Genomic DNA, 22,704 nt, shown 5'->3' with positions numbered 1-22,704 from the left:
CGCCCGAGCGGAGGCCACAGGCGGGGAATCATGGGATGCGGCGAGGCGTTGCACGAAGGACCCCGTACGACGAAAGGCCAGACCCGTGCAGGACCCGACCGAGCTCTTCCAGTTCGAGAGCGACACCTCACCGAGCCAGCTCCAGCAGCTGCAGGCGTCGGTGCTCGTGGTCGCCCTCGGCGGATTCATCGACGCCGGCCACACCCAGCGACTCATGGCCGACCACCTCCTCGAGACGCACGAGTCGCGCGTCATCGCCTCCTTCGACGTCGACCAGCTGCTCGACTACCGCGGCCGCCGTCCCGTCATGGTCTTCGACCGCGACCACTGGAGCAGCTACGACGACCCGAGCCTCCTGCTGCACCGTGTCGTCGACAAGGAGGGTGTGCCCTTCCTGCTCCTCGTCGGGCCCGAGCCCGACTACCAGTGGAACCGCATGGTCGAGGCCACCTCGATGCTCATCAAGGCCTTCGGCGTCGACCTCACCGTCAGCGTGCACGGCATCCCGATGGCCGTGCCGCACACCCGGCCGCTCGGCGTCACCGCCCACGGCACCAACCCGCGTCTCGTCACCGGCAACGACCCTGCCTTCGGCACGGTCCAGGTGCCGGCGAGCTTCTCGTCGCTGCTCGAGCTCCGGCTCGGCGAGGCGGGGCTCGACGCCATCGGCTTCGCGGTCCACGTGCCGCACTACCTCGGCCAGAGCGAGTTCGCCGACGCCGCCGTGCTCGGCCTCGAGCGGGTGCGCGCCGCCACGGGCCTCGACCTGGACCTGCGTGAGCTCGCCGCGACCGCCGGTCTGAACCGCGCCGAGATCACCCGCCAGATGGAGGACAGCGACGAGATCACCGCCGTCGTCCGGGCCCTGGAGCAGCAGTACGACACGTTCCTCGAGGGGCGTCAGCAGCGCAACCTGCTCGCCACCGACCTGTCCGACCTCCCGACGGCCGACGAGATCGGTGCGGAGTTCGAGGCGTTCCTCAGGGACGTCAGCGACGAGGACCAGTAGCCCCACACCGTCGAGAGGCCACGTCTGGCCGCCTGACAGAAGTCGAAAGGCCATCCTTTGCCGGGTCCCGCTCGCAAAGGGTGGCCTTTCGACGTGTCGGGCGCGGCCACAGGTGGCCTCTCGACGGGGGAGACCGGGGACGATCAGGCCTTGGCCTCGCTCCAGCGGCGGACGATCGAGGTGTCGGCGACGAACCGCACCTCGTCGGTGCCGGCCCACGTGCGGGCCGCGCTCGTCAGCGTGCCCTCGACGGCGGCCGCGGCGGCCTCCGCCTCGCGCTCGGGGACGTGGACGAGCAGCTCGTCGTGCAGGCACAGCACGATCTGGCCGCCGAGCGGGCGCACCGCGTGGCGCACCGTCGCGGCCCACGCCTTGAAGAGCTCGGCCGCCGACCCCTGGATGATCGCGTTGCGCGCGTAGCGACCTCGGGCGCCGTCGGCGCCCGAGGCCGAGAACTCGGCGCTCCCGGAGGGCTCCGGAGCACCGGGCTCTAGGGCGGGCACCGGCACACCGCCGAAGCGGATGAGCCGGCCACCCCACGTGCGCACCGGACGCCGGGCGACGCCGTCGGCGTACGCCCGGTCGAGCAGCTCCATGGCCACGGGGTAGGCGCGCTCGAGGTCCTTGAGGGCCTCGCCCGCCGCTCCGGAGCGCTGGCCGTACATGGCCGCGAGGACGGCGACCTTGGCCCGGGGGCGGTCGGCGCCGAGCTTGGCTGCGACAGGGGCGTAGAGGTCGTCGGCGCGGGTGGCCTCGGCGAACGCCCGGTCTGCGCTGACCACGGCGAGCACGCGCGGCTCGATCTGGCCGAGGTCGGCGCGGACGAAGACGTGGCCCGGGGCCGCGCAGATGGCAGGGCGCAGGGGAGCGGGGAGGTTGTGGAGGCCGTTCTGCGCGGTCATGCGTCCCGCCGCACCGTCACAGGCGGTCCAGCCGCCGCGGAGCCGGTCGTCGGCGCCGACGTGGTCGTCGAGCCAGCGGTAGCCGTACGTCGTCGCGATCCGCTCGTCCTTGCGCCACCGCAGCAGGGCGTCGACGAGGGGGTGCGTGTGCCGGTATGGCTCGAGCACCCAGGCACGGGTGTTGGGCACGTCGACGCCGACCGAGAGCAGCAGCTCGCGCACCTGCCCGGGGTTGCGCAGGTCGGTGCGCTCCCGGCCGCTGGCGTGGCGAAGCACCACGGCGTCGCGCTCGGCCCGGATGCGGGCCGCGTCGGCGTCGTCCCGGGGCCGCACGCCGGCCGAGGCCGCGATGAGGTCCTCGGCGGCCGGGCGGTCGACCGGCAGCCCGTCGCGCTCGAGCTCGAGGCAGAGCACCGCCGCCGCGGACTCGGACCAGACGGTGCGCTCGAGCCGGCCCACGTGCTCACCGCCGATGCGACCGAGCGCCTCGCGCTGCGCAGACCGGCAGTCGAGGGCCAGCACCGCCAGCTCGCGCAGTCGCGCGTCGTCGGTGGCCCACGCGAGGGCGTCCGCACGGAGGTGGCCGGCGGTCGTCAGCAGGGACGCGTCCTCGCCGGCGACGACGTCGAAGAGGTCGCCGTCGAACCCGCTGAGCCGGGGGGAGCGGGGGGCCGGCACCTCGGCCTCGTCCAGCCCGAGGCACCCGGCGACCACGTGACCCGGTGTGGCCCACCAGCCGCCGTGGACGATGCGGTGCGCCTCCGCCAGGTCCCAGGTGCGTGCCACGTCGACTCCGGCCGCGACGACGCCGCGCAGGGTGGAGGTGGCCGACCACACGACCCAGCGGGGACCGAGCCGGGTCGTCATGTCCACGAACCGCCGCACCACGTCGCCGAGCGGCCAGGCCTCGTCGACACCCGGCCCCACGGCATACGCGCCCCGAGGACCGACGACGAGGGCGACCAGCGGTGGACCGGGAGGCTTGTCAGTCAAGGGAGCCGGCGATCCGCTCGACTGCCTCGCGGAGGACCTCGGGAGACGTGGCGTAGTTGAGCCTGGCGTGCCCCGCGCCCCCGGAGCCGAAGAGCGGCCCGGGGGAGAGCGCGACCCGCGCCCGGCGCAGCACCTCGCCCGCCGGGTCGGCGCCGAGGCCCAGCCCCGAGAGGTCGACCCACGCGAGGTAGGTGGCCTCGGGCACGGCGAGCCGGGCCCCGGGCAGGAGCTCGGCCACGAGGTCGGTGAGCAGGCTGCGGTTCGCGTCGAGCTCGGTGACGAGCCGGTGCACCCACCCGCGCCCGTCGCGGTAGGCGGCCGTCTGGGCGATGACGCCCAGGTGGCTCGCGCCGAACGTGACGTAGGGGTGCAGCCGGCGCACGTCGTCGAGGGCCCCTTCGCCGGGCACGATGATCGCCGCCTTGAGCCCCGCGAGGTTCCACGCCTTGGAGGCCGACGTGACGGTGATGCCGCGCTCCGTTCCCGCGACGGTGAGGTAGGGCGTGAACGTGCTCGACGGGAGCACGAGCGGGCCGTGGATCTCGTCGGAGACCACCCTGACGCCGTGCTCGTCGGCGACCCGCGCGAGCGCCTCCAGCTCGGCCGGCGTGTGCACCGTGCCCGTCGGGTTGTGCGGGTTGGAGAGCAGGTACGCCGCGCGCGCGCCGTCGGCGGTCACCCGGGCGAAGACCTCGGCGAGACGGTCGAGGTCGAGCCGGTGGTCCGGGCCCAGCGGCGCCTCGACCACCTGTCGTCCGCACGCCTCGACGACCTCGTAGAAGGCGTTGTAGACCGGCGGGCTGACGACCACCGGGCCCCCCGCGTCGGTGAAGAGCCCGAGCAGGTGCGTCACCCCGGTCAGCACGTCGGCCACGCGGGTCGTCGTGCGGGGGTCGAACCCCCACGCCCACTCGTCCTCGGCGAACGCCGCGACCTCGGCGGCATACTCCTCCGTCAGGGCGTAGCCCGTGTCGCCCCGGGCCACGGCGGCGCTCACGGCGTCGACGACGGCCGGGCACGGCGCACAGTCCATCTCCGCGATCCACATCGGGATGACCTCGGGGCCGTAGCGTCCCCACTTCACCGACGTGCGGTCGCGCCGGAGGTCGGCCAGTGGCACGCCGAAGATCGTCGCGCTGCTCCCGCGCCTCTCACCCATGGGAGCGACCCTACGAGAGCCGACCGACGCCGTCTCCTGCGGTCCCGGGCCGGCTCGACTGGGTACGAGGATGCCACGAGCGACCCGGGCGGCATACGGTGTCGTCGGCGGCGCAGCGAGGGTCGCTGCGCAGGGACGACGGACAGAGGATGGAGACCGGTGGGCATCATGGGCTGGGACAGGGACGAGACCGTCGAGGCATCGGACGCGACCGCGGTGCAGCTGCGCACGGCGAAGGACGCCGGCGCGCTCGAGCGAGCCGCGCTGCCGGCCGAGGGCGGGCTCTCGGGGGCCGCGACCCGGCTGGTCGAGCGGCTGCTCGATGTCGGCATCGACGGGAAGGGGCCGTTCGACCCGGCTCACGAGATCGCCGCCAACGTGCTCAAGCACGCCCGCGGCGACGCCGACGAGGCGCTGCGGATCATCGCGCGCGACCACCGGCAGCTCGGCGCCGTCGGCGGCTTCGTCACCGGCCTGGGCGGCTTCTTCCTGATGCCACTCTCGCTGCCCGCCAACGTGCTCGAGTTCTACCTGCTGGCCACGCGCATGACCGCGGCCACGGCCAAGGTGCGCGGCTACGACATCGACCAGCCCGAGATCCGCTCCGCGATCCTGCTGACCCTCGCCGGTGCCGACAGCGAGGACATCCTGAAGAAGGCTGGCCTGCATGCTGCCGGCGGCAAGCTGTCGGCCGTCGCCTTCGACCGCCTGCCCGCCCCGGCCCTCATGGTCCTCAACAAGGCCGTCGGCTTCCGCCTCCTCGGACGCATCGGGCAGGGCACCTTCGCCAGGCTCGGCCGCCTGGTCCCCTTCGTGGGTGGCCTCGTCGGCGCGGCGGTCGACGTCTACATGCTGAACCGCATCGGCAAGCAGGCGGCCAAGGAGTTCCCTCCGGTCGCGACCTTCGGTCGCTGAGACGACCGGCTGGGCAGGCCTGACCGTGGAGAGCACGCAGATCACCGTTGCGCATCGCCGTCCGGGCCGGGGAATCGCAGGGGACACCCGTTCGTTGGGCCGGGCATGAGGACCGCGTCCCGGATCAAGATGGCCACGACCGTCGCCTCAGTCGTGCGCGCCTCGACGCGCGCCGGGGGGCCGAGCATCCCCGAGCGCGTGCAGGCGGTGCCGCGTCTCGTGCGCGCCACGGTCGAGGGGACGTATGCCGGCACGACCCTGAAGCGGCTCGGGCTCGTCGCGGGGGCGGTCGTCTACGTCGCCTCGCCCGTCGACCTCGTGCCCGAGGCGGTCCTGCCCGTCATCGGCGCGGCCGACGACGCCGTCGTCATCTCGTGGGCGGTCAAGGCCTTTTTCGAGGAGACCGAGCGCTTCATCGCCTGGGAGGTCGGTCAGGGGCGGCACCGGCCGCGCCCACGTCGCGGGACCGCGCCCTGGGCTCCGGCGGGCGGTTCGCACTCGGACGCTTCACGGGCCACCGTGCCCGGTGTGCCGCTGGATGGCCCGGTGGGCGTCCCGACCACAGGGTGGTCCGCAGGCGACCAGGACGGGCTCCGCCGGGACCGCGACACCACGGGAGCGGCGGCCCCCGGCCGCATCGCCAGTCGCCTCACGCGGGTCACGGGTGCCTCCCGCCGCGAGCCCGGTGTCGGTGCCTCGGACGGGGCGAGCACCGGGGCAGACCGGGTCACGGGGCCGGGTCGTGGCGAGCGCGTGCGCCTTCCCGAGGGGATGCGGCAGGCGGCGGCGGACTACGTCCTCGAGTCGGTCCGCAAGCGCCTCGAGCGCTGAGCCTCCCCCGCCGACGGACGGGCGCGGCCTCGGCCATCCACACCCCTTGCGGCGGCGGCACGTCGGTCCACAGGGACGCGGCCGGGCCTGTCCCGGCCGGAGCCCGGTGGACAGGCTCGGGGCATGCCGAAGATCTCACTGTCCGGGCCGGCCGAGCTGCTGACCGTCATCCCCTTCCACCTCGGCTTCCAGCCGGTGCGGAGCGTCGTCGTGGTGTGCTTTCACGGCCGACGGCTCGGGCTCGTGGCCCGGCTCGACCTCGTCGACGAGGGCCTGGCCGCGGAGGCAGCCGCCCAGACGCTGCCGACCCTGCTGCAGGGATCGCCGTCGTCCGTGGCTCTCGTCGGCTTCGAGGTCGAGCCGGACGAGTCCCTGCCCCTGCTCGAGGCGCTCGGCGCCGGAGTGGAGTCCGACCGTGTGGTCGTCCGCGAGCGGCTCGTCGTGCGCGACGGACGGTGGCGCTCCGTCGGGTGCGGCTGCTGCCCCGACGAGGGTTGGCTGCTTCCCGAGCAGGCTGACGTGCCCGCGGTGGCGAGCTACGTCGCGCTGGGGCACGCCGTGCTGCCTGACCGGGACGAGCTGGCGCGGCTCGTCGAGCCGCTCGCCTCGTCGGAGCCACGACACGACCTCGCGGTCGCCGCCATCGACGACTGGCAGCGTCGCTACGCAGCCGCCGGCGGGACGATCACCGAGGACGCCGACCCGCCCGGACGACGGAGACCGTCGCGGCGTCCACTGCGCCCGACGGAGGTGCGTCTGGGCGTCCTCGACGGCACCGACCCGACGGCTCGACAGTTCCTCGTCAACGACTCCCTCGTCGCCTGGGGTGGGGTCCTGCGGGGCGAGATCGAGGGCTACGGCATCGAGCACTGGCTGCCGTCCCTCGTCGGTCCGCTGCGTGACCGCGAGGTGCGCGAGGCCCTCGTGGGCTGGCTGTGCCCGGGCACCCTGCCGGCCGGCCGCCTGCCCGACGACGTCGCCGTGCTGCTCGAGCTGCTGCTGGGCCCGGACCTCCGAGTCCCCCCGGCGGCGGGCGAGCTCCCCGAGGGCAGCACGGCGAGGTCCCAACCGCGGGATGGCGGCGCTCCGGGACGCTGGAGGGGGACAGAGGTCGGGGCCCGGCTGTCCGACCCCGACCTCGACGCGGTCCGCTCGCTGCAGGAGCTGTTGTCCCACGAGGACGCAGACCCGTGGGGCCCGCTTGCCGGGGACGCCGACGGCGAGCGAACGGCCGACTGGTTCGACGTACGCCGCACCCTGGACGAGCTCGACGAGGTGGACGAGCTCGACGAGGTGGACGAGGTGGACGAGCTGGACGAGCTGGACGAGCTGGACGGGGACGGGCTGGACAAGGAGGACGAGGACGGGCTGGACGGGGAGGGCCTGGACGAGCGGGCGGCACTGCTCGAGCGCGCCGAGCCGGTGGACGACGACGACCTCGGTGCGCGCCGGGACGAACCCGACTGGGACGGCTGGGAGGAGGCCGCGGCACCCCGGCTGCTCCTGTCGCGCCTCGAGCAGGTCTGTCGCCTCACCCCGGCCGCCCATGCCGCGCCCCTGCTCTCGATCGTGGCCCACCTCGCCTGGTGGTGCGGTGACGGGGCACGTGCCGGTGTCGCCGTCGACCACGCGCTCGGGCTCGAGCCGGACCACTCCCTGAGCCGGGCCGTCCGCGACGCTCTCGACCACGGCGTCCGTCCCAGCAGGTGCGCCTGACCACGGGCCATGAGGCCTCGGCGCCGGTGGGTCGGAGTCCATGTCGTGGACCGGCCGATCTCGGCCCGGGGAGGCCTCGCGTATGGTTGGAGCAGGTCATGAGTACCAGCGACAAGCCCCGGCTCGCTGGTCGGCAACCCTCCTTCGCGGTGGGGTGCCCCGGGTGAAGACCTGGCCGCACCCGTCCCGGTGCGTGCAAGCGCGAGGACCGAGGAGTACCCCGATGACCGTCACCCACCGGAAGCAGAGCACGCGCCGGCCGCGGTTCGCGACCGCTGGCACCGGCCAGACAGGCGGCACCGCAGCGACGCCGGACCATGCCGCGACGAGCCGTGTCGACGACCACACGACATGCGAGCCCCGTCGGCCCGACGGCGCCTGGCGCGACGGGGACCCCGTCGGTCGGCGGCAGTTCGCCGACATCGGCGAGGTCGAGCTCGAGCGCGGGGGCGTGCTGCCCGACGTCCGCATCGCCTACGAGACGTGGGGCCGGCTCAACGACGCGGGCGACAACGTCATCCTCGTCGAGCACGCCTTGACGGGCGACAGCCACGTCATCGGTGAGGCCGGCGACGGACACGCCTCGCCCGGGTGGTGGAACGCCCTCGTCGGTGCGGGTGGCCCGGTCGACCCCGAGCAGTGGTTCGTCATCGCGTCCAACGTCCTCGGGGGCTGTCAGGGAAGCACCGGCCCCGCGAGCAAGGCGCCCGACGGCCTGCCGTGGGGGAGCCGCTTTCCCTACGTCACCGTGCGCGACCAGGTCGCCGTCGAGCGCCGGCTCCTCGACGGGCTGGGCATCCGCCGCCTCGCCGCCGTCGTCGGGGGGTCGATGGGTGGGATGCGGGCGGTCGAGTGGGCGGTGACCTACCCCGACGACGTCGACCGCTGCATCGTGCTCGCCTCGACGGCGTACGCGACGGCTGACCAGATCGCCTGGTGCCAGCCGCAGCTGCTCGCGATCCGCAACGACCCCGACTTCGCCGGCGGGGACTACTACGACGGCCACACGCGTCCCGACACGGGCCTCGGCCTGGCCCGCCGCATCGCGCACATCACCTACCGCACCGAGACCGAGCTGGGCGAGCGGTTCGGACGCCAGGCCCAGCTCGGCGAGGACCCACTGCGCGCGGGCGACCGCGGCCGCTTCGCCGTCGAGTCCTACCTCGACCACCACGCCGGCAAGCTGGCGCGTCGATTCGACGCGAACTCCTACGTCGTGCTGACCGAGGCGATGAACTCCCACGACGTCGGCCGCGACCGGGGTGGGCTTGAGGTCGCCCTCGAGCGCGTGCGCGCCGACTGCACGATCGTCTCGGTGGACACCGACCGTCTCTACCCACCCCGGCTGTCGGACGAGCTGCACGCCGCTCTGCCGGGTTCACGTCGCGCGCACATCACCTCCGAGTTCGGGCACGACGGCTTCCTCATCGAGGAGGACCAGGTGGGTCGCATCGTCCGGGACGCGCTCGAGCGTCGCCGCGGCTGAACCCGTCTGCGGCCCGGGCGGGTTCGCCGGTGTGTGCCGTCATCGCATGCCTTGGTCGTGCGCCCCGACGGTGACTCGGCGAGACTTCGCGCGGGACGCGCCGGACGCCTCGTTATCGGGTACGGTGCGAGCACTGGTTGTTTCCGTCCCAAGGAGGTCCGGGAAAGTGGCCATCGTCGTTGGTTATGTCGCCACCAAGGAAGGTCGCGCGGCGCTCAAGCGAGCCGCCGAGGAGTGCGTCCTGCGTGGCTCGAAGCTCGTCGTCATCAGCTCCCACCGGGGTGGCAAGGACTTCGACGCGAACGAGGCCAGCCAGTTCGAGAGCGAGCTCAGCCGCGTGCAGACGCTCCTCGAGGAGAAGGGGCTGGAGCACGAGGTGCGCCAGCTCGTCCGGGGCAACGACCCCGCCGAGGACCTCATCTCCGTCGCGGAGGAGGAGAAGGCCGACTTCATCGTCATCGGCCTGCGTCGTCGCAGCCCGGTCGGCAAGCTCATCCTGGGGTCCAACGCCCAGCGCATCCTGCTCGACGCGAGCTGTCCTGTGCTCGCGGTCAAGGGCGACTGACCGCCGTCGGCACGCTCCGGATGGGGTGCGGACCGTGACCTGCGCCTCGTCCGGCACGCGAGTTTGACGTGCGTTCGCTCGAAGGGCGTACGCCGTTTTATAATGTCCGAGTACCGGATCGCACGAGGCGCACCGAGAGATCGAAACAGGGATCGACTCCGACAGGCCAAGCTCTTCCGGCACCAACCCCCATTCTCGTTCGTTGTGATGATGCATGCCCGGATTCGGGTCGGTCATCTGACGAGACCTGTGACGAAAGGCGACTGCATCCGTGCCTAAGGCAACAACCGCTGGAGCTCCCAAGACCCTGCCGAAGGTGTTCCAGCACGAGGCGATCATGCAGCTCCTGGTCAAGGGCAGCACCAGCGGCACCATCACCGGAACGGAGATCGCGCGCGCCCAGGTCGATGCAGGACTCGACCTGAAGCAGATGAAGCCGGTCCTCACGACCCTCGAGGCCCACGACATCGAGATCGTCGTCGACGCGCCGCACTCCAGCACGACGAAGAAGACCCGTACAGGGACCAAGGGAGGCACTGTGGCCACCGCACGCAGCACCACGGCCGCGGCGACGAAGTCCGCGACGCGGACCACGACCGCGACGACGAAGACCGCCGCCAAGAAGACGACGGCCAAGGCAGCCCCGGCCCGAGCCGCCGCTGCCACCGATGACGAGCCCGCCACCGCCCCGAAGGCTGCTGCCGCGCGCACGGCCAAGAAGGCCGCGACCAACGCCGGTGTCGCCAAGGCCGCGGCCAAGCCCGTCGCCAAGAAGGCGGCCACCCGCAAGACGGCGGCCAAGAAGGCCGCGACGTCCGCCGACGGCACCGTCGCCGCCGATGGTGACGCCGACGACGCCGAGCCCGACGACGCCCCGGCCGCCGAGCTCGAGGAGGTCGTCGTCGAGGCCGTCGTCGAGGCCGTCGACGTGGACGACGACGCCGAGGACGGCGACGAGGCCACGCCGGCCGCCGCGGCCAAGCCCGAGGAGACCGAGGAGTCCGGCTTCGTCATCCGTGACGACGACGAGGACGACGCGCCCGCACAGCAGGTCGTCACCGCCGGCGCCACGGCCGACCCGGTCAAGGACTACCTCAAGCAGATCGGCAAGGTCGCCCTCCTCAACGCCGAGCAGGAGGTCGAGCTCGCCAAGCGCATCGAGGCCGGCCTGTTCGCCGAGGAGAAGCTCAACTCCGGCGACAAGATCGACATGAAGCTCAAGCGCGAGCTGTGGTGGATCGCCCAGGACGGCAAGAAGGCCAAGAACCACCTGCTCGAGGCCAACCTGCGACTCGTCGTCTCGCTCGCCAAGCGCTACACCGGTCGCGGCATGCTCTTCCTCGACCTCATCCAGGAGGGCAACCTCGGCCTCATCCGTGCGGTCGAGAAGTTCGACTACACCAAGGGCTACAAGTTCTCGACGTACGCGACGTGGTGGATCCGCCAGGCCATCACCCGCGCGATGGCCGACCAGGCGCGCACCATCCGCATCCCGGTCCACATGGTCGAGGTCATCAACAAGCTGGCCCGCGTGCAGCGCCAGATGCTCCAGGACCTGGGCCGCGAGCCCACCCCGGAGGAGCTCGCCAAGGAGCTCGACATGACCCCCGAGAAGGTCGTCGAGGTCCAGAAGTACGGCCGCGAGCCGATCTCCCTGCACACGCCGCTCGGTGAGGACGGTGACAGCGAGTTCGGTGACCTCATCGAGGACTCCGAGGCCGTCGTCCCGGCCGACGCCGTGAGCTTCACGCTCCTGCAGGAGCAGCTGCACTCGGTCCTCGACACGCTCTCGGAGCGCGAGGCGGGCGTCGTCTCGATGCGTTTCGGACTGACCGACGGCCAGCCGAAGACGCTCGACGAGATCGGCAAGGTCTACGGGGTGACGCGTGAGCGCATCCGCCAGATCGAGTCCAAGACGATGAGCAAGCTGCGTCACCCCAGCCGCAGCCAGGTGCTGCGCGACTACCTGGACTGACGGTTCGGCTCGCTCCATCGCGTGTGCGCAGGTCAGGTGCCCAATGGGCGCCTGACCTGCGGCATGTCCGGTAGCGGCCTGGACCGGTGCGCTGTCGGCCCGCAAGGACGGTGATGCCTCGCCATGTGGTCGAACAGGTGTTCGAGGATGCGCCACACTGGAGCCATGGCTGGCGGATCGGGACGGGGGCACGAGCACCCCATCCCGCCCACACCGCCCAGCCGCCGGCACTGCTGGGTCCGCGGCGGCCCCGACGCCCCCGGCCCACACCCGGGCATCGTGATCGAGTGGCAGCAGCGGGACGGGGTCTGGTTCGCTCTGGTCGCGTACCTCATCGAGACCGACCGCGTCCTGGTGCAGCAGTGGCTCTCGGCCGAGCTGCTCACGCGAATCGGGTGACGAGCGAAGGACTCGAAGGACCACTGCGATTCAACGGCCAGCTGGGTCTTCATCGGTCATCCGAGCCGGTCGTTCGGGTCCTTCGCGGACGCGGCCATGTCCGTCTCTCCGGCGCGCCTGCTACCCGCCGACAACTCCGAGCACGCCGTCGAACCTCCCAAGGTAGGGCCACATGTAACGCGTACGGCCCGGCGGTTCTCTGGCGCGGGGCGGCTCGGGCGCGGTTTCATGGGGTGCGGGGTTCGACACAGCGACTGCGGAGGGCGACATGAGCACTGAAGGTCGATCATGAGCAAGCCGAACGTGGTGCCGGGGCGCTCCTCCCACGTCTCCGTCGACGCGGGCCGCCTCTGGACGGGTGGCCTCGCCACCGCGGTGGTGGTCGCCCTGACCTGCTGGGTTGGTGTCCTTCTTGCTCAGGGCGTGCTGGACGTCAGCCTGGCGAAGACGGCCGTCGTCCTGCACGTCAGCGACTCGCTCGGCCTCAACTACGCCGTGACCGCCTTCCTGGCCGCGGTCGCCGCGACAGGTCTCGCCCATCTCCTGTCGGTGACGACGCCCAGGCCTCGTTCCTTCTTCTCCTGGATCGTCGGGCTGACGACGGTGGCCGCCATGATTCTCCCGTTCACCCGTGACGGCTCGACTGCGAGCAGGGTCGCCGTCAGCATCATCAACCTCGTCGTCGGACTGTGCATCGGCTCGTTGCTCACCGCGGTGCTCTCGCGCACGGTCGTCGATGCGGAGCGTTCCTGGCAACGGCGCTGACGGCTCGGGAGGGCCCCACGACAGACCGTCGTGGGCTCCTTCGCGTATGCCGTGGGGGTGGAGTCCCGGGAGTGTGTGCCGTTCGCCGGGTCAGCGGCGCCGCGGGAGCAGGCGGTCGGGCAGCGACCGCCAGAACGAGACGGCGGCCCCGGGCCAGAAGAAGGACCGCGCCCGGGTCTGCCAGGCTCGGGTGTGCCCCACCTGGCGGCGGATCGAGCGGATGTCGTGGTGCAGCCGGAAGGCCTCCTGCGGCGTCGTGCGCTCCGGCCGGTCGTAGCGCGACTTCTCGAGCGTGGCCGTGACCCGCCGCATGGCGGTGGCGTTCTCCTCGTCCAGGTGCCCGGCGGAGACGTAGCGCTCCCGCAGCTGGCGCAGGGTCGCGCCCTCGGGCGCACTGAGCCCCAGGTCGCCGAAGTGCGAGGTGAGGTCGTCCCACTCGGCCTCGATGAGGTCCTGCTGGGTCACCGCGGCGCGCCGTCGACGCAGCCGGAGGAGCCAGGCCGTGATCGGCATGGCGAAGGCCGCGAGCAGACCGAGGACGAGCGCAGTCGCGAGGACGACGTTGCGCACGCTGAACACGTGCCCGAGGGAGTCGAGGAAGGACTCCTGGGGCCGGACGGGCGCGGCCGTGGCCGTCGTGCTCGTGCTGCTGACCGAGGCCCCGCCGCTCGCGGTGTTGGTGTCGCTCACCTCGCGGCCACCACCCGTCGAGCCGGAGTCCGCACCGAGGACGGCATACGGCGGCGGCGTGCCCGAGCGGGCACCCGGGGTCGGCTCGAAGCGGAGCCAGCCGTAGCCCTGGAAGTAGAGCTCGGGCCAGGCGTGGGCGTCGCTCGCCCGGACGATGTAGCGCTCGCCCGAGAGCTGACCGGGCAGGAAGCCGATCGCCATGCGCGCCGGGATGCCTTGTGCGCGCGCCAGCATGATCATCGCCGTTGCAAACTGCACGCAGTAGCCGCGTCGGGTCTCGTAGAAGTTCTGGATCGGCTCGAGGAGGCGTCCCTGGCTGTCGCGAAGCGACTCGCCGAGGTCGAGCGAGTAGGTGTAGCGGCTCGGGTCGCGCAGGTGGTTCTGGATCGCGATCGCCTTGTCGAGCGGGTTGTCCTTGCCCTTGGTGACCTCGGCGGACCACTGCTCGATCAGGTCGCGCGAGCGGTCGGGGATGGTGAGGTCGTCGTCGGTGATGTCAGGGGAGTCCGGGGCGCCGGACTCGCGCAGCTCCGGCGGCGACGGTGCGATGTCGGCGTACGTCACCGTGTAGTTGCTCACCGCGCGGTCGACGCGAACGTCGCGCGTCACGGGGTCGACGCTCCACTGCGTGCCCGCCGCGTTCAAAGCGATGACGGGGTACGGAGCGGCGATGCGCGGTGCGGCGAGGGTGTTGTCCGTCACGGTGATGTCGTACTTGCGCATCTTGTTCGGCGGCGGGAGCGGCGCGGGGTTGTCGGGTCGCTCGCCGGTGGCCCCGGCGACGCTCCACTGCCCGCGCGAGTAGTACGACGTGGCGAGCACGCGCAGGGGAGCGCGGGTGAAGGCGGTGGTGGTGTAGGTCAGGACGGGAGACTGGTCCTGGTTGTTGAGGCTGCGCGAGAGGTCGAGCGTGTCGTTGAACCCGACGGAGCCCTCGCCGCCGCCACCGCCCGACCGGCCGAGCCCCTCGGTGAGGTAGCGCGGGGGGAAGTGTGGGATGACGGCCGGCACGAGGAGCGCGACGACGACGCCGACGGCGCCGAGCTTGAGCGCGCCCGCGGTGAACGAGCGCAGGGCCTCGCGGTCGTGCGCGGCCTCGTCGATCTCGCTCTGGTCGGCCGCGTTGGCGGTGCCCCAGCGGCCGAACTGGGCGCGAGCGGTCGTGTGCAGCATGACGAGCCACAGCACGACGGGCACGACGAAGTAGCGCAGCGCGAGCGCGGCGTCACCATTGGCCGCCGTGATGAGGTAGGCCGTCAGCAGGGGGAGCCCGGCGGCTGCCGGGCTGCGCCACGTCGCCGCCATGGCGTCGACCGCGATCGCGACGAGCGCGACGGCGACGACGAGGCAGAAGGTGATGCCGTCGTTGAGGGGAGCGGGCGCCGAGTAGCGGTTGATCGTCTCGAGGGCCTGCAGCCCGAGGGAGTTGGCGGCTTCGAGCGTGGCGGGTGTCGGCACCAGCAGGGTGAACGTCTCGCCGGTGTAGCGGGCGAGGATGACGTAGGTGGTGACGAGCACCTGGAGGAGCACGACGAGACCGCGGGAGCGGGTGAGCCCCCACCCGACGAGTCCGAGACCCGCGACGAGGAAGACGATGAAGACCGCCTGCGGCAGCCAGGTCGTCTCGACGAAGAGGCTCGTGATCGGGTAGACCGCGGCCACCGTCGCGAGCGCGGCGAGGAGGGTGATCCTCCAGCGACGGCGGGTCATCGACTGCCTCCCACGGTGGCGGCCGTGAGCACGGCCCAGGCGTGCGCGACGTCCTCGTCGCGGTGGACGGAGACGGCTCGCCAGCCGGCGAGGCGCAGCGAGTCGACGTGTGGCCCGGCCTCGTCGGCGTCGGTCGTGCCGAAGCTGCGTGCGTCGAGGACGAGCGCCAGCCCGGTCGTGCCAGGCTGGCGCAGGCTCGCCACCCGGGACGTGACGTCACGTCCCGACGGACCGACGATGGCGACGAGGAAGCCACCGGCTGCGGCCAGCGCCTGGCCGGCGCGGAGGATCTCGTCCTCGCCCGTGTCGTCGCGAGGTCTCGCCACGGCGAGCACGTCGAGCATCTCCTCGGGTGTCATCGTCTCGGCCGCGCGTGACGTCTCGACCGTCTCGGCGCAGACGAGGTGCACGGCATACCCGGAGTCGCAGAGGTGCACGGCGACCGACGCGGCCGCGGTGATCGCCCACTCGAACGAGCTGCTCACGCCCGTTCCTCCGTGGGCGGAGGGCCGCGGGTCGATGAGGACGACGGCTCGCCGCTGCGCGGGGCGGTCCTCCTGGCGCACCATGAGGTCGCCGGTGCGCGCGGTCGCGGGCCAGTGGATGCGACGCAGGTCGTCGCCGTCGCGGTACTCGCGGATGGTGACGTCGTCCTCGCCGTGCAGCGCGATGAGGTGGGCCTGCTCACCCTCGGAGCCGACGCCCGCACTGGGCTGGCGGTTCGACGACAGCGGGTGCACGGCCGGCAGCACGACGAGGTCGGCGGTGCCCTCGAGCACGGCGTTGCGGTTGGCCAGGCCGAAGGGGTCCTGGACCTGGACCCCGAGGGGGCCGAGGTGGTGGCGTCCGCGCAGGTGGGAGCGCACGGCGTAGTCGATCGCCCGCACCCGTCCCGGCGGGATGCGCCCGACGACGAAGCGCGGCCGGTCGCCCAGGACGTAGTCGAGGCGCTCCTCCGCGAGGAAGATCGGCGTCGTGTTGGTCGAGACGTTCTCGAAAGACAGCGTCACGTGGGCGTCCTGCCCGACGCTGATGCGTTCGGGGTGGGTGTGCCGCTCGATGCGCATGCGCGTCTTGCGGGTGCGCACGAGGACGGCGGAGATGAGGGGGAGCGCGACGAGGAGCACCCCGAAGCGGGTGAGGTCGCGGAAGCCGAAGATGACCCCGGCGAGCACGAGGACGGTGCCGGAGCCCATGAAGGCCCGGCCCCTCGTCGTCAGGACGCTGCGCAGCGAGCTCATGGGCGCGTGCCCCGACTCAGCGGGCTGAGGGCGGCACCGGCACCTGGCGCAGCAGGTCGGTGACCACCTCGGCGGTGGTGCGCCGGGCGAGCTGGGTCTCGCTCGACGGCATGAGCCGGTGCGCGAGGACCGGCCCGGCCAGCACCTGCACGTCGTCGGGGATCACGTGGTCGCGACCCTCGAGGGCGGCGTACGCACGGGACGCGCGCAGCAGGTGGAGTGCGGCACGCGGGGACGCGCCGAGCCGCAGCGCGGTCGTGGCCCGGGAGCGGGTCACGAGGTCGACGATGTACTGGCGGATGGCGGGGCTCGCGTGGACCTGGCTGACGGCATGCACGACGCGGTTGATGGTGTCGGCGTCGGTGACCGGTGTCAGGGCGTCGAGCGGCGAGCTCGACCCGTGGCTCTCGAGCAGGTCGAGCTCCGCACTCGGTGCGGGGTAGCCCATCGAGATGCGGGCCATGAAGCGGTCGCGCTGGGCCTCCGGGAGCGGGTAGGTGCCCTCCATCTCGATGGGGTTCTGGGTGGCCATGACGATGAACGGGGCCTGCAGGGTGTAGGTGGTCCCGTCGACGGTGACCTGGCGCTCCTCCATCGACTCGAGCAGGGCGGACTGGGTCTTGGGGGAGGCGCGGTTGATCTCGTCGCCGACGACGACGTTGGCGAAGATGGCGCCCGGCCGGAACTCGAAGCGGCGCGCGTCCTGGTTGAAGATGCTGACACCCGTGACGTCGCTGGGCAGCAGGTCCGGGGTGAACTGGATGCGGCGCACCGTCGCGTCGATCGACCGGGCCAGGGTCTTGGCGAGCATCGTCTTGCCGACACCGGGGACGTCCTCGATGAGCAGGTGGCCGCCCGCGAAGAGCACCGTGATGGTGGTGCGGACGACCTCGGGCTTGCCCTCGATGACACTGGTCATGGCGCCCATGAGCCGCTCGGCCACGTCGTGGATCAGGCCGAGGTCGGCCGCACCCGTGGTGGGGGTCGCACCCGAGCCTGCGCCCGGGCCCGGTGATGCCGTGGTCCCGAGCCCCGTGTCCGTCGTCGTCACGCTGTCCTCCGTCGTCGTCCCCATGTCGTGGCGCAGCCCTGCTCGTGGCGGACTGCGCAACCCGTCAGGTGATCTTCTCCCATGGACCCTCGACACCGGTAGGGCTGCCCCGGTCGTGACCGGATGGAGACCTGGACGAAGGCACGTGGGGGGAGGCCACCCGAGAGCGTCCCTGGCACACCTCCACTTTCCTCCACCTCCAACGTCCCGCGCGGGCGTTCGGTTCGGTTCGGTGCCCCTCGGGCCCTCTCCGAGCCCGCCGCTGAGCACGACTCGTGAGCAGCTCGCGTATGCCGTCCCGCCGGGGTCGGCCGCCGCGTCGGGGCGAGCGCAGGGCTGGGTGGCGCGCAGCGTCTGATCTGCTCCACTTCACTCCACCCCTTCTGACCTGCGAAAACACCGGACTCGCCGGGCCCATAAGGGGCAAGGTTCGTTGACGGTGGAGCAAAGTGGAGTATCGTGGCGCTCCAAGGTAGGGAATGGGGACGCCTTCGGGTCGACAAAGGGGAGGTGGCGGACCATGTTTCTCGGGACGCACACGCCCCGGCTCGACGAGAAGGGTCGGCTCTTCCTGCCCGCGAAGTACCGCGAGCGGATGGCCGGCGGGCTCGTGGTGACGCGCGGCCAGGAACGCAGCCTGTTCATCTACCCGATGGACGAGTTCGTCAAGGTCGCCGACCAGATGCGCCAGGCCCCGACGACGAGCAAGGTCGCCCGCGACTACATGCGCGTCTTCCTCTCCGGCGCGTCCGACGAGATCCCCGACAAGCAGGGCCGGTTCACCATCCCGGCCAACCTGCGCCAGTACGCCGGCCTCGACCGCGAGGTCACGGTCATCGGCGCCGGCGCCCGCCTCGAGGTCTGGGACAGCACGGTCTGGAGCACCTACCTCGAGCAGACCGAGCAGAGCTTCGCCGACACGGCGGAGGAGGTGATCCCCGGGCTCTTCTGAGCTCCGGACGACCACCGCCGCCAACGCCCACCCGCCGACCGACCGACACCGCCGACCGACATCCCCGACCGATCAGCACCTGAGTGCCGGCCTCCAGCCGCTCCACTCCCGGGACGACTTCCCCCGTCCCGGGCGAGGCAGCGGATGGGGACCAGCCCCCAGGTCGACCGCACCGCAGACCAGCACACCGACCGGCAGCCGATCAGCTCCCTCCACCTGATCGCCGCCACCCGGCCGACCGGCCACCACCACCACCACAGCAGCAGACGAGGCGGACCTCTATCCACCGCCAGGTCACATGAGTCACACCAGCCCCGTGCACCACAGGCGCACCAGAACGGGCCCGCAGCACGAGCGTGAGAGGGACGCACCATGAGCGATCGAGGACAGGCGCAGGAGCGCCACGTCCCCGTCATGCGCGACCGGATCCTCGACCTGCTCGCGCCCGCCCTCGAGCGGCCCGGCGCGGTGCACGTCGACGGCACGCTCGGCATGGGCGGCCACGCCGAGGGAGTGCTCGAGCGCTTCCCGGAGTGCGTCGTCGTCGGGATCGACCGCGACCGGGAGGCCCTCGCGCTCGCCGGTGAGCGGCTCGCCCGCTTCGGTGACCGCTTCCGCCCGGTGCACGCCGTCTACGACGACATCAAGGACGTCGTGGCCGACCTCGACGTGTCGACCGTCGACGGCATCCTCTTCGACCTGGGGGTCAGCTCGCTCCAGCTCGACGAGACGGACCGTGGGTTCGCCTACCGTGTCGACGCTCCCCTCGACATGCGGATGGACCAGTCCACGGGCCAGACCGCCGCCGACGTGCTCAACACCTACTCGGTCGAGGACCTCACCCGCATCCTGCGCGACTACGGCGAGGAGCGCTTCGCCCGGAAGATCGCCAAGGCCGTCGTGCAGGACCGCGCCATCGAGCCGTACACGTCGTCCGGTCGGCTCGTCGACATGCTGCGGCGCGTCATCCCGGCGGCCTCGCAGCGTCAGAGCGGTCACCCGGCCAAGCGCACCTTCCAGGCCCTGCGCATCGAGGTCAACGACGAGCTCGAGGTCTGGCGTCGAGCCATCGACGAGGCGATCGACGTCCTCGCAGTCGGTGGCCGGATCGCCGTCCTGTCCTACCACTCGCTGGAGGACCGGGCGACGAAGCGCGCGTTCGCCGCCGGCGCCACCTCCAGCACCCCCGCAGGTCTGCCGGTCGAGCTCCCCGAGCACGCGGCATACCTCTCCCTCGTCACGCGCGGCGCCGAGGTGCCGAGCGACGACGAGGTCACCACCAACCCACGGGCCGCCTCGGCCCGACTTCGCGTCGCGGAGCGCGTGCGCGACACCTCCACGCACACCTCAGCCAGCAGGACCAGGAAGGGACCCACCCGATGAGCCAGATGACCGCCACGGCCCGGCCGCTCCGCGCCCCGCGGCGCGGCCCCGCCCCCACGCCACTCCGGGTCATCCCGAGCAGCATCACGCGCACCGGAAACGGCACCTTCGCCACGATCTGCATCGCGCTGCTCACCGCCGGGCTCATCGCCCTGCTCCTGCTCAACACCGCGCTCGCCCAGGGCTCGCTCGCGCTCGGCGACCTCCAGCGGGAGTCGGCGCGACTCAGCGACACCGCCGGCAACCTCCAGGAGGACATCGACCGTTCCTCGGCGACCGGCGCCCTCGCCCGTAGCGCCGCCGAGCTCGGCATGGTGCGGATGAACACCCGCGGCTACATCGACCTCTCCAAGGGCACGGTCACCGGGGAGCCCGAGCCGGCGACGAAGAACAACGCCTTCCCGATCGTCACGAGCCCGACGCCTCCCGCCGTGACGGCCAAGGTCAAGAAGGTGCTGTCGTCGGCGACGAAGGCCAGCAAGGCGGCCTCGGCCAAGCCGGCCCAGGCCGCCACGCCGACGACGCCCGGTGCCAAGCCCGAGACCCCCGGAGCACCCACACTGGGCACGACGCCCGGAGCGTCGACGGGTCGGGCCACGGGCGCGCCCGCGGCGAGCCAGGCGGGGCAGGCCCAGCAGACGACGGTGAGGTGAACCCGTGACGCAGAACCGGTCGACCGATCCACGACGGACCGGCCGCGGCGCTGCGCCCGCAGGGGACCACCGCCGTACGTCGTCCGCCGCGGGCGCGACGCGCACGAGTCAAGGACGCACGAGCCAAGGACGCACGAGCCAAGGACGCACGAGCCAGGGACGCGCGGGCGCAGCTCGAGCGAGCCAGGGCGGCGCCACCCGACAGGGCACCCAGGCGCGCTCACCCGGCCCGAAGGCGGGCTCGAACGCCGGCGCGCGCGCGAGCACGTCGGCACGCGCCACCCCGGCAGGGCGGGCCCCCGCCCCCGGCCGGGCCCGCGGCGGCGCGCCGGCCGGCACCGCACGTGCGGGCGCGCGTACGGGCGCTCCGCGGTCCCAGGCGTCGCCGAGCCGCGGCCGCGGCCCGGCATCCCAGCGCGCGGCCGCAGCACGAGGGCCGCGAGGCCCCCGTGGTCCGCGCGGGCCCCGTCGCCCCCTCAAGATCTCGCGAGCCAACCCGCGCCGTCGCGCGCGCGTCATGTTCGTGGCCATCCTCTTCGTCTTCACGATCTTCGCGGGGCAGCTGCTCCGCATCCAGGCCTTCGACGCGTCGGCGACGCAGGAGGCCGCGCTGTTCAAGCGTTCGGTCAAGACGACGACCCCGGCCATGCGCGGCCAGATCCTCGACACCAACGGCCAGGTGCTCGCCGACTCGGTCGAGCGCTTCACCATCGCGGCCGACCCGAAGATCATCCCGGGCTACACCGTGGCGATCGACGGCGTGCGCCAGGAGGTCGGGGTCACGCGGGCCGCGGCCGACCTCGCACCGCTCCTCGACATGACGCCGACCCAGCTGACGAAGCTGTTCACGCGCTCGAACACCCGGTACGTCGTGGTCAAGAAGGAGGTCAACCCGGCGATCTACCGCGAGATCCGGTCGCTCGGCATCCCCGGCATCACCGGTGAGCGCACGGCGCAGCGGATCTACCCGACGTCGATGGCCCTCGGCCAGCTCGTCGGCTTCGTGCGGCCCTCCGACCAGAGCGGCGCGGGCGGCATCGAGCAGATGCTCGACAAGACCCTCAAGGGCACCCCCGGCGTCAGCGTCGCCGAGCGGGCCCGCGACGGCTACATCATCCCCGGCTCCCAGCGCGTCGACACCCCGGTCGTCAACGGGCGCGACGTCAAGCTGACCATCGACGCCGACCTCCAGTGGTACGCCCAGAACGCCCTCGCCAAGCAGGTCACCGCCGTCGGCGCCCAGTCCGGCACCGCGGTGGTCATGGAGGTGGCCACCGGCAAGGTTCGGGCCGCCGCGAGCTACCCGACGTTCGACCCCAACGACCTCGGCGACGCGACCAAGTCCTCGCTCGGCAACTACGCCTTCAACGACGCCTTCGAGCCGGGCTCGACCGGCAAGCTGATGACGATGGCGGCAGCGCTCGAGCAGGGCGTCATCACCCCGGACACCGGCGTCATCGTCCCCCCGCGCCTGCCCCGAGCCGGCACGTCCTTCAAGGACAACGAGCCGCACGGCGTCGAGAACATGACGGCCACCGGCGTGCTAGCGAAGTCGTCCAACATGGGCACCATGCTCATCGGCGAGCGCGTCGCGCCGGCGATCATGGAGGCGTACTACCGCAAGTTCGGCGTCGGCTCCAAGACCCCCGTGGGCTTCCCGGGGGAGTCGGCAGGACTGCTCGCCGGCGCCAAGGACTGGGTCTCGACCCGCCGCTACACGGTCCTCTTCGGCCAGGGCTACGCCGTCACGGCGATCCAGCAGGCCGGCGTCTTCCAGACCATCGCCAACAAGGGCATCCGCGTGCCGCCGTCGCTCGTCGAGGGCACGGTCAACGACAGCGGGACCCTGATCCCGTCGCCGCCGACCACGCCGACCCGGGTCGTGACCGAGGACACCGCGGTCACGCTGTCGCGGATGATGGAGGAGGTCACGGGCGAGAACGGCACCGCGAGCGCGGCCCGCATCAAGGGCTACCGCGTCGCCGGCAAGACGGGCACGGCCGACCGCTACGACGAGAAGCTGGGGCGCTACAACGGCTTCACGGCCTCGTTCATCGGGTTCGCCCCCGCCGAGGCGCCGAAGTACGTCGTCGCCGTCTTCATCCAGAAGCCGAGCGCCGGCATGTTCGGTGGCGCCCTCGCCGGGCCCGTCTTCAACCAGGTCATGTCCTACCTGCTCGAGCGCACCGGCGCACCGCCCAGCCCGAAGTCGACCCTCGACTACCACGTGTGGGCCGACCAGCCCCTGTCGTCCGACGACCCGGAGGTCATCAGCAATGCGCGGGCGAAGCGGGATGGCCTGTAAGTTG

At 72.2% G+C, this 22,704-nt stretch carries 18 protein-coding genes and 1 riboswitch; of the genes, 13 read left to right on the top strand and 5 right to left on the bottom strand.

Annotation, left to right across the window (positions count from 1 at the left end):
• The first annotated feature begins 85 nt into the window (after positions 1–85).
• Positions 86–1,009 (top strand): proteasome assembly chaperone family protein, encoded by a 924-nt coding sequence (locus ASD90_RS16805; RefSeq protein ID WP_056759149.1) that lies wholly within the window; start codon positions 86–88, stop codon positions 1,007–1,009.
• Between the two features lie 143 nt (positions 1,010–1,152).
• On the opposite strand, the gene ASD90_RS16800 is transcribed toward ASD90_RS16805, so the two are convergent.
• Positions 1,153–2,778: a DNA polymerase gene (locus ASD90_RS16800; protein WP_235506767.1), complete on the bottom strand. Its 1,626-nt coding sequence runs from the start codon at positions 2,776–2,778 to the stop codon at positions 1,153–1,155.
• Positions 2,779–2,896: 118 nt separating this feature from the next.
• A complete protein-coding gene (locus ASD90_RS16795; protein ID WP_056759145.1) occupies positions 2,897–4,063 on the bottom strand; it encodes a MalY/PatB family protein in 1,167 nt (388 codons plus the stop codon).
• 168 nt (positions 4,064–4,231) lie between these two features.
• Here ASD90_RS16795 and ASD90_RS16790 point away from each other — a divergent pair, with 168 nt between their 5' ends.
• The 8 genes from ASD90_RS16790 to ASD90_RS16760 all read left to right on the top strand — a co-directional run bounded on the left by ASD90_RS16790 (position 4,232) and on the right by ASD90_RS16760 (position 12,715).
• Complete coding sequence (locus ASD90_RS16790; RefSeq protein WP_082588837.1) at positions 4,232–4,978, top strand: EcsC family protein; 747 nt, start codon at positions 4,232–4,234, stop codon at positions 4,976–4,978.
• A 105-nt stretch (positions 4,979–5,083) separates the two neighbouring features.
• Positions 5,084–5,809, top strand: coding sequence for a YkvA family protein (locus tag ASD90_RS16785; RefSeq protein ID WP_056759143.1), 726 nt, complete (start codon positions 5,084–5,086; stop codon positions 5,807–5,809).
• Positions 5,810–5,932: 123 nt separating this feature from the next.
• The gene (locus ASD90_RS16780; protein WP_056759142.1) at positions 5,933–7,525 is read left to right on the top strand and encodes a DUF4192 domain-containing protein; all 1,593 of its coding nucleotides are present in this window, start codon (positions 5,933–5,935) and stop codon (positions 7,523–7,525) included.
• Positions 7,526–7,619: 94 nt separating this feature from the next.
• A riboswitch (SAM riboswitch) is annotated at positions 7,620–7,733 on the top strand.
• A 15-nt stretch (positions 7,734–7,748) separates the two neighbouring features.
• Positions 7,749–9,011, top strand: coding sequence for a homoserine O-acetyltransferase (locus ASD90_RS16775; protein WP_056759139.1), 1,263 nt, complete (start codon positions 7,749–7,751; stop codon positions 9,009–9,011).
• Positions 9,012–9,177: 166 nt separating this feature from the next.
• Entirely contained in the window at positions 9,178–9,576 is a 399-nt protein-coding gene (locus ASD90_RS16770) for a universal stress protein (protein WP_056759133.1), read from the top strand.
• Between the two features lie 337 nt (positions 9,577–9,913).
• Positions 9,914–11,551 carry an RNA polymerase sigma factor gene (locus ASD90_RS16765; protein WP_200958654.1) on the top strand — a complete coding sequence of 546 codons (1,638 nt, stop codon included), beginning with the start codon at positions 9,914–9,916 and terminating at the stop codon, positions 11,549–11,551.
• Positions 11,552–11,716: 165 nt separating this feature from the next.
• Positions 11,717–11,950 (top strand): hypothetical protein, encoded by a 234-nt coding sequence (locus ASD90_RS23615; protein WP_157610941.1) that lies wholly within the window; start codon positions 11,717–11,719, stop codon positions 11,948–11,950.
• Positions 11,951–12,238: 288 nt separating this feature from the next.
• The gene (locus ASD90_RS16760) at positions 12,239–12,715 is read left to right on the top strand and encodes a DUF6069 family protein (RefSeq protein WP_056759129.1); all 477 of its coding nucleotides are present in this window, start codon (positions 12,239–12,241) and stop codon (positions 12,713–12,715) included.
• Positions 12,716–12,805: 90 nt separating this feature from the next.
• Here ASD90_RS16760 and ASD90_RS16755 read toward each other — a convergent pair whose 3' ends face one another.
• The 3 genes from ASD90_RS16755 to ASD90_RS16745 are packed head-to-tail and all read right to left on the bottom strand — an operon-like array spanning position 12,806 to position 17,431.
• Positions 12,806–15,115, bottom strand: a complete 2,310-nt coding sequence (locus tag ASD90_RS16755) for a transglutaminase domain-containing protein (protein ID WP_056759128.1) — start codon at positions 15,113–15,115, stop codon at positions 12,806–12,808.
• Positions 15,112–16,356: a DUF58 domain-containing protein gene (locus ASD90_RS16750; RefSeq protein ID WP_056759126.1), complete on the bottom strand. Its 1,245-nt coding sequence runs from the start codon at positions 16,354–16,356 to the stop codon at positions 15,112–15,114. The genes ASD90_RS16755 and ASD90_RS16750 overlap by 4 nt, the downstream gene beginning before the upstream one ends.
• A 16-nt stretch (positions 16,357–16,372) precedes the next feature.
• Positions 16,373–17,431, bottom strand: a complete 1,059-nt coding sequence (locus ASD90_RS16745; RefSeq protein WP_056759125.1) for a MoxR family ATPase — start codon at positions 17,429–17,431, stop codon at positions 16,373–16,375.
• A gap of 496 nt (positions 17,432–17,927) precedes the next feature.
• On the opposite strand from ASD90_RS16745, the gene mraZ reads away from it, so the two are divergent.
• The 4 genes from mraZ (at position 17,928) to ASD90_RS16725 (ending at position 22,700) form a co-directional block, all read left to right on the top strand.
• Positions 17,928–18,359 (top strand): division/cell wall cluster transcriptional repressor MraZ, encoded by a 432-nt coding sequence (mraZ, locus tag ASD90_RS16740; RefSeq protein ID WP_056759123.1) that lies wholly within the window; start codon positions 17,928–17,930, stop codon positions 18,357–18,359.
• A gap of 372 nt (positions 18,360–18,731) precedes the next feature.
• Positions 18,732–19,742 (top strand): 16S rRNA (cytosine(1402)-N(4))-methyltransferase RsmH, encoded by a 1,011-nt coding sequence (rsmH, locus tag ASD90_RS16735; RefSeq protein WP_056759121.1) that lies wholly within the window; start codon positions 18,732–18,734, stop codon positions 19,740–19,742.
• A complete protein-coding gene (locus ASD90_RS16730; protein ID WP_056759118.1) occupies positions 19,739–20,395 on the top strand; it encodes a hypothetical protein in 657 nt (218 codons plus the stop codon). The genes rsmH and ASD90_RS16730 overlap by 4 nt, the downstream gene beginning before the upstream one ends.
• A gap of 517 nt (positions 20,396–20,912) precedes the next feature.
• Positions 20,913–22,700: a penicillin-binding protein 2 gene (locus ASD90_RS16725; protein ID WP_056759116.1), complete on the top strand. Its 1,788-nt coding sequence runs from the start codon at positions 20,913–20,915 to the stop codon at positions 22,698–22,700.
• Positions 22,701–22,704: the final 4 nt, after the last annotated feature.

Origin of the sequence: Terrabacter sp. Root181 (assembly GCF_001428505.1) — a bacterium.
Lineage (GTDB): Bacteria > Actinomycetota > Actinomycetes > Actinomycetales > Dermatophilaceae > Terrabacter.
Note: the sequence above shows the minus strand (reverse complement) of the source record. Positions and strands in the feature narration are given on the sequence as shown.